Origin of the sequence: Psychrobacter sp. NPDC077938 (genome assembly GCF_044542635.1) — a bacterium.
GTDB lineage: Bacteria > Pseudomonadota > Gammaproteobacteria > Pseudomonadales > Moraxellaceae > Psychrobacter.
Genome location: NZ_JBITUW010000001.1, coordinates 734,099 through 751,481 on the forward strand (window position 1 = coordinate 734,099; position 17,383 = coordinate 751,481).

Sequence of the window (17,383 nt, forward strand, 5' to 3'; positions counted from 1 at the left end):
ATTATAAAAAGTTTGCGCTATTTATGGAGATGGTCTGCTGATTTATCAAGCTCTTAAATGATGAAATTAGCAGTTGGCATCGCTGCGGCAAAAGCCAAACGATTCATTAAGGTTACTGCAAAGCTTTTCGTACCTGAGCGGTGCCCAGTCGTGCTAATATTTACCGCCACATCTACGGTCATTTATACTCATAGTGATGACGATTGCGACAAGGTATCAAGTCTTATGAAAAAGCTGGTTATTCTATTAATCATAATTGCGGTAGCAGTGTATGCAGGCTCGCCTTATTACAGCGCTTATCAGCTCAAAAACGCTTATGATGATAAAGACGGTGCCACTATCGCAGCGGCTATTGATTATGAGCAAGTGCGACCAAGCGTCCAAAATCAGCTAACCAGCCAATTTGCGACGACAATGACTAAGTATCCATTAATTTCTGAATTGGGCGGTGAGCCGTTGACCGAAGCCGCGAATAGTTTTATCGCGCAGGCAGTTGAAGGTGCCATCACTCCGCAGAATATCGAAAAGGTAATTAATACTCAAGGTCAAGCCAATACAGCAACTAAAGAACTAGCTGCAGCATGGGCCATCGCTAGCGATCAAGTTGACTTGAAAAACCTAATTCAGAGCTTAATCATTCAGCGCGGTGATGTCGATGCCGTGGTTAAAAGCCAAATGCAGCAAGTCATGAAAAAACAAGCGGCAGAACTTGAGCAGCAAGTCGCCCAAGGCAATGACAGCGAAAAGCCAACGCTGAGCTACTGTGGTATCAATTGCTTTAGTATTAGTGGTCAGGTAAAAGGCTACCCTCTCACTATCGAGATGCAACGTGAAGGGCTTATCAATTGGAAAATCGTTGATATCGTCTTACCATAAATTATTTAAGACAGCTTTTGAGATGTAAAAATATCTGAATAGAACCATAAAAAACCGCCTTATGAATCAGTTCATAAGGCGGTTTTTTTACGTTGTTTAGCAGTCAAATATATTAATTTTTTAAACTAAAAAACACTTAACCCTACCAGTTGATTATTCAACACCCAAGAATCCTAGAAATTCTGGACTCTCAAAACTCGCCTGATATAGCACGCCATCTTCACGATAGATGGCAGGCGTCGCCATTACCGCAAGTCCAGCTGCTTTTTCACGATTAGGTGTCACATGGTCAACCGTACAACTTGCTGATGCAGGTGTCATTTCACCTGTCAGCATCGCCTTATCAAATGCCTGACGACGACTGTCCTCATTCGCTTGGCACCAAATACCACGCATCTGCTTCGGTGACGCCTCATATATCGGATAGCCGATGACATTGACCGTCACGCCTTTTGCATTGAGTGATGGCACTTGCTGATGTAGTCGGCGGCAGTAAGGGCAGTTCACATCATCTGCCACATAGATAACGGCTCTTTCAGTAGTGGTCGCTGGATAAGTAATCAGCTGGCTTTTGTCCAATGACGCAAACACAGACTGGTTTTTGCGTTTTTCAAAGTTCTCATCAAGGCCGATAAATTGACCGTTTTCGATGACTGATATTTCACCATCGGTAATGTACTGCGCATCGTCCGATAGTAAAAACGGCACACCTTCTAGCGTTGCACCCCAGATGACACCCGGTACTGCGGTATAAAAGAATGGTGTTTTCGCGCTCATGTTCTTAAGCGCAGCCATATTTGCTAGCATGTCAGACTTGACACTCGCATTGACAGGTTCGCCTACCTGTGCACTTGTGCTACGTACTGGTGTTTTAGTGACAACTTGCTTGCTTGGGTTTTTCTGTAGCTCACCCTGTATGACGTAACGACCATCTTCGGTGATGTGCAGCGGCAGTTGTCCGGCCAAATTCACTTGATACATATTAGGAAGTTTGGATGGCACAATAGAGGTAATCTGTGTTTTGATGCCTGCTTGGGTCAATATTTGACGCAATCGCTTATCAACAGTCGCACTCACTGTCTGAGTTGCTTGCGAATTTGTAGTGCTTTGCGTTACGTTATTACTGTTGGCATCCGCTGAACTTGGCTGAGCGCAAGCAGTGGTTGCTAATAGTATGACGCTGATTAGGCTAGCGGACTTTAATACAGGTAATGTCACAGAGAGATTCCTATCTGGTTTTTAATAATGACGATTTTCGATATTAAGACCAATTCCAAAGCTATTACTAACTCAAAGGTAGCAATACATTTTCTGATTAGTCAGATTTTTGGAATTGGTTTAAGGGTTGTCTGTCATAAAAATATAGATAAAAAAGACTGTAGCATATGAGATAGTTTTGCAAAGTATTAAATGGCTAATGTCGCAAAACTGCTACTTAGCTTTAAGAGATAGGCAACACAGGTAGGTAGTAGACATAAATACAATATAGCAGACCGCAAAAAGCAGCACACTGGGTAGCGGCTGCTAATGGGTTTAAAACGGTAATTTCAAGACAAACACTAATGCCAAAGCTTAATAGTTTCAGTGCTTATTTCTTAAAACTTGGCAACTTCTTCTGGCGTTAAGAAACGGCTATCGCCTTTTTCTAGGCCTTCTAGATTGATATGACCGATACTAGCGCGGTGCAGCTCAGTTACTCGATTACCGAAGTAACCCATCATACGTTTGACCTGATGGTATTTGCCCTGCTCTAATGTCAGACGTGCATGTTTTTCATCAATGAACTCAAGAACAGCAGGCTTGGTTGGCTCGTAATCCCCTTCAAGCAAGATGCCTTCAGCCACTTTCTTAACGGCTTTTTCTTGTGCATCACTATCCATTGCATCTGCCAAAGTCAGCTCGTACACCTTTGCATGCTCGTGCTTAGGACTGGTGACACGGTGCAGCCAGCCGCCATCATCACTCATCAGCAATGCGCCAGTAGTATCGACATCGAGACGCCCAGCGATACGCAAGCTGCCCAATTCTGGTACAGCAATCAGTTCGGTGACAATTGGATACTCTTTAACTTTTAGCGTGCACTCAAAACCTTCAGGCTTGTACAACAAGATATAGCGATTGCCCGCAGCGACCGATAATGGCTCGCCCGCCCACATCACATCATCATTGACGACATCGACATGTAGGCCAGGATCTTTAACCACTTGATCGTTTACAGTGATTTCGCCGGCGTGCATGATCTTTTTTGACTCTTTACGCGACAGCTCGGTGGCTTTACTAATGAATTTATCTAAACGCATACTATTTACTACCATCGGTTTTATTATACCAGCCCTAAATCAGAAACTAACGACGCCAGCACTCAGCCGTGAGCGGCTCGTTATCTTCGATGGTTAGAAATGGTACTATAATGAAAAATTAAATGAACACTGTGCTCAATACAAAAGCCAGTGAAAGTCAGACCAGTTTAACATATCCAACCTAAGCCTGATGAAATATGAGCTATCAAACGCTAAAACGTGCCGTTACCACGCGCCTCGAAATTAAAAAATCTGAGTTTATCGCTTACGCCTATCCAGTGACCTCCCGTGAGCAAGCAATGTTTCACGTGGAACAACTGCGCGAGCAATATCCTGATGCACGGCATTTCTGCTGGGCATATATCATCGGTGATCCAGATAATACCACTAGTGCAGGGTTTGATGATGATGGCGAGCCTAGCGGTACAGCGGGTCGACCGATATTGAATGTACTGCAGCATAAGTCGATCGGCAACGTGATTATCATCGTGGTGCGTTACTTCGGTGGTATCAAGTTGGGTGCTGGCGGTCTCACCCGTGCTTATGCGGGCTCTGCTCAAGCGGCCATCGATGAGATGATATTAAACCCTTATGTACCGATGACCCAGATTCAGATACTGGCAGAATTTGCGACTGAAGCGCAATGCCGCTATATGATAGAGAGCCTTGGCGGTCATATCGACGATGTCGCCTATAGTAAGCAAGTAACCTTAACCGCCACACTTGCTGAAGCAGATGTCGAAAATTTAAAAGCGCGACTAGCAATGGATGGTCGAGTATTGGATAAGCCAGAAGACTAAAAATCTGACTGATTATGCTCGTCGCAAATTTTAGACATCTCTCTTTTCAATATACTTATTTACTAGCTTTTTTACAGTAACTGTTTCTCGGTAAATGATTTTGAACCAATAATTTTCAGTAGCTGTTTTCAGTAACTGCTTTTCAGTAATCATGCGTTCACTGAAAATTATTGGTTTTCACAGGTACTGGCGTTATGATGAAAAAACCTTATCACACTACTCTATTTATTTTTTCACGATCATTAAATAAGACCAATATATGTCAACTTCAACCAAACCTTTTTCTCCAGCACCTTTTAAGCCACCATTTTGGCTGACCAATCCACATATGCAAAGCATCTTGCCCAAGTTTTTTGCGCCAAAGTCACCGACCTACCGCCGCGTGGTCGAAAAAGACTCATTGGACGAGAGTGATATTGCCTATGACTTTTATGATGCGCACCCTGTAGAAGCATCAAAAGATGGTGAGCTTGAGCAAACGCCATTGATTGTTCTATTCCACGGTATGGAAGGCAGTAGTGACAGTCATTACGCTCGCGCACTAGCGTACCAAATGCACGCGCAAGGCTGGCATTTTGTGGTGGCGCATTTCCGTAGTTGCGGCGGTATTCCTGCTAGTGGCACGGTATTTTATAATGCAGGCGACACTGACGAGGTGCATCATGCGCTACAGAATTTGCGTGAGCAGTATGCCAATATCTATGCGGTTGGCGTCTCGTTAGGAGGCAATGCACTGGCCAAATATATGGGCGAATATGAGGACAAGGTTCTTTGTAAAGGTGCCGTTGTTATCTCCGCGCCAGTCGATATGTCTTCAGCTGCCATTACTATGCACAGCTTCTTGAGTCATCGTATCTATACGCCTTATCTGCTTAACCCAATTATCAAAAAAGCATTGGCAAACGATCTTACTCAAGATGAGATCAATTCTATCAAAGCTGCCAATCGTATCAGTGATTTCGATGATATCTTTACTGCGCCGCGTCACGGATATCGCTCCAAAAACGACTATTACCATACTGCATCCGCCATGCCGTATTTGCGCAATGTCACTCACCCTCTGCTATTAGTCAGTGCAAAAGATGATCCTTTCATTGGCTTTACTGCTACGCCAAATGATGTCTCTGAGAGTGTCACTATCTTAGATACTGAGCATGGTGGACACATCGGTTATCTGAGGTATCGCTCAGACAACGGGCATTCCAAAAGTAAATCGTCTATCACCAATGATAAAGAGTCCAAGACTTCAAAATTCGATATCAACTGGATACCTGAAACGGTCAGCGCTTATTTTAATTGGATTGGTGTGGCTTCTATTAGGGCGTGTCCTCAATTCAATCGATAGTTATCTAAATGGGTTAAAAATGGCTAAATCTTGCCAAACGGCGTCAAATAGCTGACTAATATCTCGATATTATCTGCACTATTTTCCTCGTTTGACTGCGATTTATCTCATTTTTATCACCATTTTTAAAATGAGGACACGCCCTAGAGAACCTTATCAAGATGCGGTCTCTGACAATAAACCATCACTGTCATCAATGACAAAATAATAACGCCAACGTTTATAACCTTTTGAGAGTGTTTTATGTACCCATTTATCCGTTATGCTAGCACCATTGCTCATGCTGCCCTAAAAGCAAAAAAGGGCGACACACTGACGTTTAAGGACACCAGTGAGATTCAGTTTCGCTGCCGCTTATCCGATATAGATAATTTTTTGGAGATGAATAACGGCCGCGTATTTACGCTTTATGATTTGGGTCGTATGGACTTTGCAGTACGGACTGGTCTTGGCAAGCAGTTATTAAAACAACGCTGGGGTTTGGTCATCGCTGGCAGCACTATTCAATACCGTAAGCGTATTCGCGCCTTTCAAAAAGTCACGCTCAAAACCAAAATCGTCGGTATCGACGCGCGCTGGCTGTATATTGAGCAATCAATGTGGGTCAAAGGGCAGCCCTGCTCATCTGGTCTACTGCGTACCGGTGTGACCAAGGGCGGTAGAGTGATCGACACGGCACAAGTATTGGCTGCACTTGGTCAATCTGACTGGGATCTACCGCCAACAGGTTACGTGGCTGAGTGGATCAAAAGTGATGCTGATCGTCCGTGGCCGCCTGTCGATACAGCTGACTAACTTAACTTTATAAGCTAGAAATCCATTACTTTTATCTTATTTAACAGATAGTACAAGCAAGCAACCTTATAGCTACTATTTCATAACAACTCATTATATAAATACATATAATAAATGTTAGGATAGTAGTGAGTACATACTCAGACAAAACAAATATAGTCTTATAAGGAGAATAATATGGCTAATACAACAGATTATGTCGGTACGTTATTTGATAATAGCGAATCAAACCCAAGCAAAATTACTTTAGCGTTTACCATGGCAGGCGTGGCATTGAAGAAAGGCCATTCTGCTACTGTGATATTAATGGTGGATGCCGTACATCTGGCAAAACCAAATGCGCTAGACAATGTAGATATCGGCGATCCGTTTGAGCCAGCTGGTGAGTTACTAGAAGCCTTTATCGAAAAAGGTGGTCAAGTATTGGTCTGTGGCGCTTGTATGAAACACAACGGTGTAGAAGAGTCAGATATTGACAAGCGCTTTGAAGTGATTAGCGGTGATGATGTGGTTGAGCTGTTGATGAATGCGAAAGGGTCGTTGCAGTTGAATTAAGGAGTAGGATTCTATGCAAATCAACTCTTAAAAGAATCTCCAAGATTGAATGTAAAATAGGAAAACTCTAGCTGAGTTTTCCTGTTTTTTTAAGTTTGTGAGGGCAATCCACTCAGCAAACCTTTCTCTATTACATATCTCTCTCTTCAAAATACCATTACCACCATGAAAAGTATTTATCTGAAGTGGTAACCTCTATATTGCTTTTGGACTTATTACAAGTTTCACAAGTTAATTGAATATTACAAGGATCATTAACTCCATACATATCTAGAGGAACAATATGATCAAAATTGCTTTTCTTATAGTGATTAATCAAGTTTGTTAGATCTGTATTACAAAATACACACCTACCCTTATCTCTATGAAAAACAGCCTTTTTCACCCATACCGGTATATGACACCTTTTAATTGTTCCTTTTTTAGTCATATATTCACTAGGATAAATTACATTCTTTTCATATATATGAGTAGAAACTATCTTATTGAATTTCAGAAGAAGCTTTCTATTATTAAATAAAACATAGAAAGCCTCTTCAGACATTTCAAAGAATAACTCATAAAATTTATCCTCATTTTCTAAGAACCATTCATATGCACATGGATCCTCTTTGTCATCATTTTCCACTATTTTTTGAATATTAATACTGTAAATATCAAATTTCTCATACCAAATTGATAGGTACTCATCATCATAACAATCTTTGTTCTTCCTAAAATCACGTCTATAAAAATTAAATGCTGTAATAACAATATACTGATGCAACAGAGTATCTTTACTAAATTTAGCTGAATGCTTTATAAAATAATCTTCATTATAGTTCCAAAACTCCGTTTCTAAGTTTATGTGTTCTTCAACAAGATTAATTAGATCATAAATACCATGAAAACTATAGTTTTGTAGCCTACTCATCTTTCTAACCTAATCATTCTTCAATAAATATATTATACAGTTAAGACGAGTCAGATTGACACTATCCCCTTAACTACAAATCCATAGCCAACTCTTTTAACTACAAAACTGTAGCCAAAATCAATCACCCTATTCAGCAACTAAATAAACACTATCTCACATACCATTTACTCAGCTCTGTTAAAGTAAGTCATGCAAACACCCTACTAAAAAGGCAGCCAGTCATGAGCTTACTTGATACTCTGAATTTAACCTACCCTGTCGTCCAAGCACCCATGGCAGGAGCAACCACACCTGAACTGGCAGCGACGGTCAGTAACTTTGGTGGACTGGGCTCATTAGGGTCTGGTATGACCGCGCCAAATGTTTTGACTAGCCAAATTGATACCATTAAATCGCTCACCGACCGTCCGTTTATGATCAATCTCATGGTATTGTCTGAGCAAGAATCCACGACCTTTGATACCGAAATTCCCGCTTGGCTAAGTCAATACTATCAAGACAATAATATTGAATTTGCACTACCTGAACGCCCAGCGCAGATCTTCGCAGAGCAGCTACAAGTGCTCTATGACAATCCCGTTCCTGTTGCCAGTTTTACCTTTGGCATTATCAGTGCTGAGCAAGTTCAGCGTCTGCAAAGTCTCGGCACACGCGTCATCGGCACTGCCAATCATCCACTAGAAGCGAAAGCATGGGCAGATATTGGCGCAGATGCGGTATGTGTACAAGGGGTCGAAGCGGGTGGACATCGCGGTGGTTGGTTACCGCAAAGTGAAAGCGATCCATTAGGATTATTGACTTTGATTGGCCAGACGCGCGCCTGTACTGATATTCCTTTGATTGCAGCAGGTGGCATTATGACGGGACAGGATATAAAGGCAGTACAAGCGGCAGGTGCTGAGCTTGCACAGATGGGGACGGCGTTTTTGACCACTGACCAATGCGGTATCAATGATACTTATAAACAAGCCTTACTCGATGCCAGTCACAGCAGGCGCAGCTCAGAGACACGCTTAACTCGATTATTTTCAGGTAAGCTCGCTCGTGGTTTATTAAACGATTATCTACGTGATTTTGCTCAATTTGAAAGCGCTGATGAGCTACCGCCCTACCCGCAATTAAATGCCATGTCCAAATCTATGCGAGCTCATGCGTCTCAGAATATGGATGCAGAACATCAATCTTTATGGGCAGGACAAGGGATAACTTTGGTCAAACAAGAGAGCACGTTTGAACTGCTTGAGCGACTGGTAAAAACGTTATAGGCTTAAACATTTTTATCAGTCCGCACTACTCTAATAAAAAATCTACCGCCGCAGCTGCATGAATAGCTGTGGTATCAAATACAGGTATGGGGCTGTCGGCTTGTTTGATAAGTAAACCAATCTCTGTGCAGCCCAAGATCACACCCTCTGCCCCTTTCGCTGCCAAATCTTTAATCACTTGACGATAATACTCTCGTGAGCTGTCTTTAAACTCACCGACACACAGCTCTTTTTTGATAATGCGATGTACTTCTGCTCTCGCCTCATCTTCTGGTATCAATACTTGTAAATCCGCATCAATAAGACGCTGCTTATAAAAATCTTGAGTCATCGTAAACTGAGTACCAAGTAAGGCTATTTTGGTGAGATTTTGTTTTTTGATAGCATCAGTAGTCGCATCAGCGATGTGAGTCAATGGCAAGTCTGTGGCGGAGCGCACGTCATCGACCAGTTTGTGCATCGTGTTAGAAGCAATCATGATTCCTTGTACGCCAGCTACTTGTAGACGCTGAGCACTGTTAGCCATTATCACACCTAGCTCGTCCCATCTGCCTTGCTCCTGTAACGTATTGATCAACGCAAAATCCACACTATGAATCAACAAATCTGCTGAATGTAGTCCACCAAGCTGATGCTTGACACCTTCGTTAATCAGACGATAATAGCTCTCGGTACTCTCCCAGCTCATACCACCGATGATTCCTAATGTTTTTTGTTGAGACCCTCGTTGTTCTTGAACTGCCATACTATACTCCTAGTTGTTTTTGGTCTTAGTTATAGTAAGTTATCGTAGCAAAATCGACTGTTGAGAACGTGCTGTTTTTAGAGATACTCCTTTTAGCAATAACCTCTTCAAAAAGCTTTAAAATGCTGCCTTAAAGACAATAATCATATTAATAACATATCGCAAACCCTACCATTGATAATAACGATTTTACCCGTTTGACCTCACGGAGTATGATGAACACTGGTAGCCAATACCTTATCCATTTATTATGCCTGCTCACCACCTAACTATTAACTTACAACGTATGCCCGCATCATAGGCTGGGCGTAGCTAACATCAAGTAGGACAACCGAATACTATGGCCAACTTCCCCACTATCAGAATACGTACGCGCCGCAAATATTACCGCCTTATCTTTACAGGTCTGATGGCGATGATGATGTCACTGATTATCTCAACAGCCCTGTTGGTGGTCAAACAAGGCTTTATCGACGGATTTTTTATGGAGTTGATGCATTCGTGGGGACTGGCCTTTATGTTTGCGTGGCCAAGCGCATATATCTGCGCCTATCTAGTACAAGAGCATGTACTTAGTAGAATAGAGTTTTATTAAACAGTATCGATAGCTATCATAATTCTGAGTCATCGTCGTTATAAGATAGTTTAGATATAGGGCAAGCAAGTCAAGGTTCTATAGAGAATAGACTGAACTGGCCTAATGCCGTATTCCATATATATGCGATTGACTATCTAACGCTAGAGAATATTACTGATGTAAGCCAAGCTTTCTATAACAAAATCCCGTTAGCGCAAATGTATCCAACGTCTAGACGACCAGTCTATTTTTGAGTATAGTGTCTTTGTTAGTTGATAACCTATCAGCATCATTATCATGGTATCGTTTCTACTAGAAGAAAAAATACATTGGTGAATGACCTTGATGACATGATGTTTATAGTCGGTTATTCATACACTTATAAATAAGTTAAATCATAAATACATAAAGGAAATTATTATGCGTAGTGCTATTCATCACAGCTTTGGCAAACCTTCTGACGTGTTGAGCGTGGGCGACAGTCCTATGCCGCAGCCTGCTGCCAACGAAGTCCGTATCAAAACCATTCTCTCACCTATTCACAACCATGACATGCTGACAGTGAGTGGACAATATGGCTATAAGCCTGAGATGCCAGCCATCGGTGGTAGTGAAGCGCTAGGTATTATCGATGCGGTAGGCGCTGACGTGACAGACTTTAGTGTTGGTCAGCGTGTGGCGTGTGCCAGTGTGCATGAGACGTGGGCGGAGTATTTTGTCGCCCCTGCCAGCATGGTATTTAACATGCCTGATAGTATCGAAGACGAGCTGGCTGCCCAGCTGATTGCTATGCCGTTGTCTGCCTTAATGCTATTAGAATTCTTAGAAGTAGATAGCGGTCAATGGATCATCCACAACGCGGCAAACGGCGCTGTCGGTAAAACCCTTGCCATGCTCGCAGCAGCACGCGGCGTGAATACGATTAACCTCGTCCGTAGCAAAGACGCGATAGAAGAGCTGACCTCACTCGGTATCAAAAACAATGTGGTCACTGCTGATGACGACTGGAAAGACCAAGTCCGCGCCATCATTGGCGATGACAAAATCACAGCAGCCGTTGACTCAGTCGGTGGTGAGTCGAGCAATGAACTGCTATCACTACTGGGTAGCAAAGGAACGCTGGTCTCATTTGGCATCATGTCAGGCAAGCCAATGGCACTGGACGCTGGCAGCTTGATCTTTAAGCAAGCAACTGTCAAAGGCTTCTGGGGTAGCAAAACCAGCCAAGAAATGGATCTAGACAACAAACAGCGTCTGATTACTGAGTTGCTAGAACGCGCATCGAATGGCGATTTAAAGCTACCGATTGAAGCTATTTATAGTCTGGACGATATCGCAACCGCCGTCTCTGGAAAAGTACAATCTAGTAAAAAAGGCAAGGTTCTTTTAAAACCTTAATTCCTGCACTCGTCTCGTAATCTCGTAATGAGTGCAAAAACTAGCGGTGTTAGAAAAAATAAGAAAGCCCATGTGTATTAGCGATAAGATACGGTGGGCTTTTTTAACCATTCTGCAGTAATAATATCGCTAAGTTAATGAACACAAATAATAAAATTTAATAAGGATATAACCATGTCAAACGATACAACTTTTAAAGCCTTAGTCGTCGAAGAAACCAGTGATGGTGAATTCAAAAAAAGCATTCAAGAACGCAAAGTTAGTGACTTGCCAGAGAATGACTTGCTCATCGAAGTACATTATTCATCGTTAAACTTTAAAGACGCGATGTCAGCATCGGGTAATAAACGAATCACCAAACAGTACCCACATACTCCTGGTATCGATGCAGCAGGCGTGGTGATTAGTGACAAGTCAGGCACGTTTAGTGCAGGGCAAGAAGTATTGGTATTCGGCTATGATCTCGGTATGGATACCGATGGTGGTCTCGGTCAGATGATCTCAATCCCTGCAGACTGGGCGCTGGCTTGTCCAAAAACGCTGACGCTAAAAGAAGCGATGACCTATGGTACTGGCGGCTTAACCGCAGCGCTAAGTGTCCAAAAATTAGAAAAAATGGGTGCAAAACCAAGTGATGGCCCAGTTGCTGTGACTGGTGCAACAGGTGGCGTCGGTACGATCAGTATCGCTATCTTAAAGCAGCTCGGCTATGAGGTGATTGCGTTCTCAGGTAAGCCAGAGCAAAGCGAGCACTTAAAGGCATTGGGCGCAAGCGAAGTACGTCATCGCGATACTATCAATGAAATCGGTAACAAGCCTGTCGGCCGTGAACTATGGGCAAATGCCATTGATACCATCGGCGGTGACTACTTACCCAACCTACTCAAGCAAACCAAAGCTGGCGGAGCAGTGACCAGTTGTGGTCTAGCAAGCGGCGCTGATTTTTCGATGTCAGTGATACCTTTTATCACCCGCGCGGTGTCATTATTGGGCATCGACTCGGTCTATATTCCACTGGCTGACAAAGAGGCCATTTGGAAACGTGTCGCTACCGATATGAAACTGCCCAATCTTGAAAGCTATGGCGAAGAGATTACGCTAGAGCAAACACCAGAATACCTAGATCGTTTTATGTCTAGCAAAGTGGTTGGGCGTTATGTGGTGAATGTGAAGGGTTAGGGTTTAGTTTGGAAGTCTAATTTTTTAGAAAAATGGTAGTATTCTTTTTGGGGTGCTGCCTTTTTCTAGTTTTGGGAGATTAAATTTGCGTTCGCTTGCGATTATTCAAAACTCTAAAGTACTCCTGCAATTAGACAAAGATAGTATTAAAATGTTCTGAGACATATACTAACCATATCAAATAGAAACAATCTTAGACGACTAAAGGGATACAAATGCCAACACTCAATTGGATTGGTAAAGAAGCAGTAGAAAAGCATCATAAGGAAGTACCATTTCGTCTATTAGAGCCTGTAGAAGCGTTATCTTGCGGGGATGCTGATAGTGGAAATCTTATCGTACAAGGTGATAATTTAGATGCTCTAAAAGCATTATTGCCGCGTTATGCTGGAAAAGTAAAATGTATCTATATCGACCCGCCTTATAACACGGGTAATGAAGGTTGGGTTTATAACGATAATGTGAATAGTCCAGAGATTAAAAAATGGCTAGGCGAAGTGGTCGGTAAAGAAGGTGAAACCTTAGACCGTCACGACCGTTGGTTATGTATGATGTATCCAAGGCTATTGTTGTTAAAACAGTTTCTGAAAGATGATGGTGTTATTTTTGTCTCTATAGATGATACAGAAGTAGGATCCCTAAGGTTACTTATGGACGAAATATTTGGTACTGGAAATTTTATTGCAAATTTTGTTTGGGAAAAAAGAAAAAACAGAGAAAACAGAAAAGTAATATCTATGAGACATGACTACATTATTTGCTACGGTAAAAATAAGTTTGATGCAATCAAAACTTTTAATCAACTGCCAATGAATGCTGAAGCTTTAGCTCGCTACGTCAACATAGACAACGACCCAAGAGGCTTGTGGAAATCAGATCCTGCTACAGCACAGTCAGGACATGGAACTAAATCACAATTTTATACATTAACTGCACCAAATGGGAAAAAGCACGAGCCACCAAGTGGTAGATGTTGGATTTATACTGAAGAAGTAATGAATGAAGCAATAAAAGATAATAGGATTTTTTTTGGAAAAACAGGAAATAATGTACCTAGAGTGAAAACATATTTAGATGATAAAGAACGTGGTTTAACTCCTGAGTCAATCTTATTTGCTAAAGACGTGTCCACAAACGAAGAGGCTAAAAAATCTCTTAAAGAGATGTTTGATGGAAAGACACCATTTGAAACTCCAAAGCCTATGGAGTTGATTCATCATTTGATAACTATTAGTACTAGCAAGGATAGTATAATAATGGACTCATTTGCAGGCTCTGGAAGCACTGCACACGCAGTTTTAAAACTGAATAGTGAAGATAATGGCAATCGTAAGTTTATAATAATTGAGATGGATAAAAACATAGCAAAAAATGTAACTGCTGAGAGAGTCAAAAAAGCTGTAAATGGTTATACATCTTTAAAAGGTAAGAAAACCGAAGGTTTAGGTGGAGGTTTTCAATATTTTAACTTGTCTTCTGAACCTCTATTTAAGGCCGACGGCCCTATTCGTTCCGACGTCACCTTTGAGCAGCTAGCCGAATTTGTTTGGTTCATGGAAACAGGAACTGGTTTAAATGAATCTGATTTGAAATCTATAGATAAGAAAGACAGTACGCCCTATCTAGGACAATACAAAGATAGAGCGATATTTTTGCTTTATAACGATATCCTAAAAGATAAATCTGACGCTGGTGGCAATGTGCTTAATGGTAGAACTCTTGACCTACTAGAAGAGGCTTTGCCAGACTTTGAAGGACAGAGGATTGTCTATGGTGCACGCACGCGATTTGATAAAACAAAACTAGCCAGACTCAATATTACTTTTCACCAACTCCCTTACGAATTGGCGGTTAAAACATGGTTCTAAATAATAAATCACTAAAAAATTACCAGGAAACTTTACTTGAAGAATACTCAAGTTATCTGTATCGCTGTAGAGAATTAAAAGATCCCGCTGCCGCTTTTGCAGAATCTACCAAACTGACGACTTCAGGTTTAGCCCAACCTTACTATCCATTACCAGATATGGATCATGTTCCTTATGTTTGCCTTCGAGTACCTACAGGTGGTGGGAAAACTCGTATTGCAGGACAGTCTATTAAATGTGTTAACGATGCGTTCTTAGCTACAGAGCATTCGTTAGTACTCTGGCTAGTTCCCTCAGATCCTATACGTGAACAGACATTATATGCGCTCAAAACTGAGGGAGAGCTACTTCATCAAGATATGCGCGACCTATTTGGTGCAGTTAACGTATTAGATATCAATGAAGCACTGTATATGCAGCCTGCTACGCTGAATACTGGCAATACTATCATTGTTGCTACTATGCAAAGCTTTAAGCGTGATACAGCGGATGGGCTACGAGTTTATCGTCAGAACGGTGCACTTATGCCACACTTTGAAGGTGCAAGTACCGAACAAAAAGGTGAGCATTCGTTAGTAGACGTTATTCGCTTGAGAAGACCCTTCGTTATTGTGGACGAAGCGCATAATCAAGGCACTCAATTAGCATCTGATACTCTTAAACGCTTTAATCCTAGCTGCATTTTAGAGCTTACCGCCACACCAGATAGATCTCATCAGCCCTCTAATGTATTACGTAGCGTTTCTGCCGCTACTCTACAGTCAGAAGACATGTTGAAGCTGCCATTAGAGTTGGCTATTCATCCAGAATGGCGCGTTTCATTGACAGAAGCAATCGCACGGTTACGCCGACTAGAAAAACATGCTGAACAAGAGAAACAACTCACGGGAGAAATCATAGACCCAGTAGTTATGCTGATTCAGGCTGAACGAATTGCTAAAGAGAAAGAAACCTTTACGCCAGACAAAGTAAAGAAGCATCTCATTGACGACTTTAATATTCCTGAAGAGTCGATAGCTATCGCAACGGGTGCTGTTGATGAATTAACAGGTAAAAGGCTAGGCGACCCTGATTACCCACAATTTATTATTACTGTCGATAAACTGCGTGAAGGTTGGGACTGTCCGAATGCATACGTTTTATTTTCTTTTAGAAACACAACTTCTGCTACAGCTGTAGAGCAAGTACTCGGTCGTATATTACGTATGCCTCATGTTGTACGTAAAAGTGAAGAAGCTCTTAATCGCAGTTATGCTTATGTTGTTTCGAATGAGCTTGCTACTACCGTTCAGAACTTAAAAGATGGGTTAGTTCAAAGTGGTTTTGAGCGTTTAGAAGCGAAAGACTTAATAGTCGCTCGTGGAGAAGAACATAGTGGAGATTTATTTTCGCAACCTACCGATTTGATTATTCCTTTACCTGAGCATAATGGATTTTTGTCTCTTCCTGATGAAGACTTAGTTTTAGCGTTACCAAAATCATTACGTGAGAAAATCGAAATTTCGCCAGAAACATCTACATTGACCGTAAAAGAGGGAGCGACTTCCAAACAAATTCAGCAGATATCAGAAACCTTTAGACGACCCGAAGTCGCAAAATCGGTAAAGGAACAACTTAATACTGCACTTGCAATTCAGGCAGCACCACCCACGCAAGAATTAACGCCTGCAGAAAAAGGAGTCTCGGCTAAAATACCTTTACTTAGTTATACTCAATTTAGTTTTTTTGATATTTTTGATGAAACTCCATTATTAGATGCTGACTGGGAGATTTCAGATTTTGATTACAAGCTAACAGATGGTGAATTTTCTCCAGACATAGAGACTATGCGCCGCGCTTCATTAAGTATTTCTCAATTAGAAAAAGTAGAGTGTGATATTTATGATCAAATGGATAGCCAACTAGCGATTTTTGGTAAAGAGGAAGGCTGGCAAGTAACAGATCTCGTATATTGGCTAGATAGAAATCTATATTTTCCGTATTCAGAACGTGATGTAAAAGTTGCTTGGTTGAATGCTGCCGTTTCTTACCTAATGAATGAAAAGAATTTCACATTAGATGAGTTAGCTTACCGTAAGTTTCGTTTACGAGGTGCATTACAACGGAAAATGGCTGCGGGACTAGTAGAAGTGAAACAGCGTGTTTTTGACGATTTATTTGCTGATGAAGATAAATTCGAAGTTAGAAATGAGCACGCTATTACTTTTGAACAAGGTCGATATGGCTATGACAGTGTTTATAATGGTTTCATTCCTTTAAAAAAGCATTTCTTTAAACCTATCGGTAATCTAAAAGATAAAGGAGAGGAGTTTGAGTGTGCCGAGTATATTGCGCATCAAATGCAAGGAGTTGAATGGTGGGTACGAAATGTAGAAAAGAAATCTACGTCTTTTTGGTTACAGACAGCCTCTGATAAATTTTATCCTGACTTTATTGTTAAACTTAACAGTGGAATAATTTTAGCTATTGAATACAAAGGAAAAGATCGCTCTGTAGAGATTGGTAATCGAGACAGTATAGAGAAAAAGCGTATTGGTGATTTGTGGGCAAAGAGAAGTAATGGAGCTTGTGGTTTTGTATGGGTAGAAAATAAAAACTGGCAGACCTTGAGGGATGCCGCTGTAGAATACGGTTCTTAATAAGACGTTTATCATACTAGGTAAGGTATTTTTACAGGTCGCTGAGTTTTGATAATCGCTTAATCTACGACTTGTAGAGCTTTTTAGCCTTGATTGCAGCGGTTATCCTTGTTTGATCACTAGAT

The 17,383-nt window shown here is 41.5% G+C and carries 15 protein-coding genes; 11 read left to right on the forward strand and 4 right to left on the reverse strand.

Annotated features, from left to right (window positions below):
- Positions 1-57: 57 nt before the first annotated feature.
- Positions 58-876, forward strand: a complete 819-nt coding sequence (locus ACIGBM_RS03140; protein ID WP_397476709.1) for a DUF2939 domain-containing protein — start codon at positions 58-60, stop codon at positions 874-876.
- Between the two features lie 153 nt (positions 877-1,029).
- Here the strand turns inward: ACIGBM_RS03140 and ACIGBM_RS03145 are convergent, their stop codons facing one another.
- Together ACIGBM_RS03145 and ACIGBM_RS03150 are read right to left on the reverse strand one after the other, a co-directional pair.
- Positions 1,030-2,094 (reverse strand): disulfide isomerase DsbC N-terminal domain-containing protein, encoded by a 1,065-nt coding sequence (locus ACIGBM_RS03145; RefSeq protein WP_397476710.1) that lies wholly within the window; start codon positions 2,092-2,094, stop codon positions 1,030-1,032.
- A 377-nt stretch (positions 2,095-2,471) separates the two neighbouring features.
- On the reverse strand, positions 2,472-3,176 hold the full coding sequence (locus ACIGBM_RS03150; protein ID WP_057757631.1) for a pseudouridine synthase: 705 nt from the start codon (positions 3,174-3,176) through the stop codon (positions 2,472-2,474).
- A gap of 197 nt (positions 3,177-3,373) precedes the next feature.
- On the opposite strand from ACIGBM_RS03150, the gene ACIGBM_RS03155 reads away from it, so the two are divergent.
- From ACIGBM_RS03155 to ACIGBM_RS03170, 4 genes are all read left to right on the forward strand, one after another.
- On the forward strand, positions 3,374-3,976 hold the full coding sequence (locus ACIGBM_RS03155; protein WP_397476711.1) for a YigZ family protein: 603 nt from the start codon (positions 3,374-3,376) through the stop codon (positions 3,974-3,976).
- A gap of 259 nt (positions 3,977-4,235) precedes the next feature.
- Entirely contained in the window at positions 4,236-5,321 is a 1,086-nt protein-coding gene (locus tag ACIGBM_RS03160) for a YheT family hydrolase (protein WP_397476712.1), read from the forward strand.
- A gap of 243 nt (positions 5,322-5,564) precedes the next feature.
- Positions 5,565-6,116 carry an acyl-CoA thioesterase gene (locus ACIGBM_RS03165; RefSeq protein ID WP_057757622.1) on the forward strand — a complete coding sequence of 184 codons (552 nt, stop codon included), beginning with the start codon at positions 5,565-5,567 and terminating at the stop codon, positions 6,114-6,116.
- Positions 6,117-6,293: 177 nt separating this feature from the next.
- Positions 6,294-6,671 carry a DsrE family protein gene (locus tag ACIGBM_RS03170; RefSeq protein ID WP_102078217.1) on the forward strand — a complete coding sequence of 126 codons (378 nt, stop codon included), beginning with the start codon at positions 6,294-6,296 and terminating at the stop codon, positions 6,669-6,671.
- A gap of 157 nt (positions 6,672-6,828) precedes the next feature.
- On the opposite strand, the gene ACIGBM_RS03175 is transcribed toward ACIGBM_RS03170, so the two are convergent.
- Positions 6,829-7,584: an HNH endonuclease gene (locus ACIGBM_RS03175; RefSeq protein ID WP_397476713.1), complete on the reverse strand. Its 756-nt coding sequence runs from the start codon at positions 7,582-7,584 to the stop codon at positions 6,829-6,831.
- A 224-nt stretch (positions 7,585-7,808) separates the two neighbouring features.
- Here ACIGBM_RS03175 and ACIGBM_RS03180 point away from each other — a divergent pair, with 224 nt between their 5' ends.
- Positions 7,809-8,852 carry an NAD(P)H-dependent flavin oxidoreductase gene (locus ACIGBM_RS03180; protein WP_397476714.1) on the forward strand — a complete coding sequence of 348 codons (1,044 nt, stop codon included), beginning with the start codon at positions 7,809-7,811 and terminating at the stop codon, positions 8,850-8,852.
- A 25-nt stretch (positions 8,853-8,877) separates the two neighbouring features.
- Here the strand turns inward: ACIGBM_RS03180 and ACIGBM_RS03185 are convergent, their stop codons facing one another.
- Positions 8,878-9,597 (reverse strand): aspartate/glutamate racemase family protein, encoded by a 720-nt coding sequence (locus tag ACIGBM_RS03185; RefSeq protein WP_397476715.1) that lies wholly within the window; start codon positions 9,595-9,597, stop codon positions 8,878-8,880.
- Between the two features lie 340 nt (positions 9,598-9,937).
- Between ACIGBM_RS03185 and ACIGBM_RS03190 the strand changes: the two genes are divergently transcribed.
- The 5 genes from ACIGBM_RS03190 (at position 9,938) to ACIGBM_RS03210 (ending at position 17,258) form a co-directional block, all read left to right on the forward strand.
- Positions 9,938-10,192 (forward strand): DUF2798 domain-containing protein, encoded by a 255-nt coding sequence (locus ACIGBM_RS03190; protein WP_102078218.1) that lies wholly within the window; start codon positions 9,938-9,940, stop codon positions 10,190-10,192.
- A gap of 402 nt (positions 10,193-10,594) precedes the next feature.
- Positions 10,595-11,572, forward strand: a complete 978-nt coding sequence (locus ACIGBM_RS03195; protein ID WP_397476716.1) for a zinc-binding dehydrogenase — start codon at positions 10,595-10,597, stop codon at positions 11,570-11,572.
- A 174-nt stretch (positions 11,573-11,746) separates the two neighbouring features.
- On the forward strand, positions 11,747-12,751 hold the full coding sequence (locus ACIGBM_RS03200; RefSeq protein ID WP_397476717.1) for a YhdH/YhfP family quinone oxidoreductase: 1,005 nt from the start codon (positions 11,747-11,749) through the stop codon (positions 12,749-12,751).
- A 215-nt stretch (positions 12,752-12,966) separates the two neighbouring features.
- Positions 12,967-14,619, forward strand: a complete 1,653-nt coding sequence (locus ACIGBM_RS03205; protein ID WP_397476718.1) for a site-specific DNA-methyltransferase — start codon at positions 12,967-12,969, stop codon at positions 14,617-14,619.
- Positions 14,610-17,258, forward strand: a complete 2,649-nt coding sequence (locus ACIGBM_RS03210; protein WP_397476719.1) for a DEAD/DEAH box helicase — start codon at positions 14,610-14,612, stop codon at positions 17,256-17,258. Before ACIGBM_RS03205 ends, ACIGBM_RS03210 begins: the two co-directional genes overlap by 10 nt.
- The last annotated feature ends 125 nt before the right edge of the window (positions 17,259-17,383 follow it).

Bases quoted from the DNA above. Each gene is read 5' to 3' on its own strand.
- ACIGBM_RS03185 (WP_397476715.1), bottom strand. From the start codon at position 9,597: ATGGCAGTTCAAGAACAACGAGGGTCTCAACAAAAAACATTAGGAATC.
- ACIGBM_RS03165 (WP_057757622.1), top strand. From the start codon at position 5,565: ATGTACCCATTTATCCGTTATGCTAGCACCATTGCTCATGCTGCCCTA.
- ACIGBM_RS03200 (WP_397476717.1), top strand. From the start codon at position 11,747: ATGTCAAACGATACAACTTTTAAAGCCTTAGTCGTCGAAGAAACCAGT.
- ACIGBM_RS03170 (WP_102078217.1), top strand. From the start codon at position 6,294: ATGGCTAATACAACAGATTATGTCGGTACGTTATTTGATAATAGCGAA.
- ACIGBM_RS03205 (WP_397476718.1), top strand. From the start codon at position 12,967: ATGCCAACACTCAATTGGATTGGTAAAGAAGCAGTAGAAAAGCATCAT.
- ACIGBM_RS03150 (WP_057757631.1), bottom strand. From the start codon at position 3,176: ATGCGTTTAGATAAATTCATTAGTAAAGCCACCGAGCTGTCGCGTAAA.
- ACIGBM_RS03210 (WP_397476719.1), top strand. From the start codon at position 14,610: ATGGTTCTAAATAATAAATCACTAAAAAATTACCAGGAAACTTTACTT.
- ACIGBM_RS03180 (WP_397476714.1), top strand. From the start codon at position 7,809: ATGAGCTTACTTGATACTCTGAATTTAACCTACCCTGTCGTCCAAGCA.
- ACIGBM_RS03190 (WP_102078218.1), top strand. From the start codon at position 9,938: ATGGCCAACTTCCCCACTATCAGAATACGTACGCGCCGCAAATATTAC.
- ACIGBM_RS03155 (WP_397476711.1), top strand. From the start codon at position 3,374: ATGAGCTATCAAACGCTAAAACGTGCCGTTACCACGCGCCTCGAAATT.
- ACIGBM_RS03140 (WP_397476709.1), top strand. From the start codon at position 58: ATGATGAAATTAGCAGTTGGCATCGCTGCGGCAAAAGCCAAACGATTC.
- ACIGBM_RS03160 (WP_397476712.1), top strand. From the start codon at position 4,236: ATGTCAACTTCAACCAAACCTTTTTCTCCAGCACCTTTTAAGCCACCA.
- ACIGBM_RS03175 (WP_397476713.1), bottom strand. From the start codon at position 7,584: ATGAGTAGGCTACAAAACTATAGTTTTCATGGTATTTATGATCTAATT.
- ACIGBM_RS03195 (WP_397476716.1), top strand. From the start codon at position 10,595: ATGCGTAGTGCTATTCATCACAGCTTTGGCAAACCTTCTGACGTGTTG.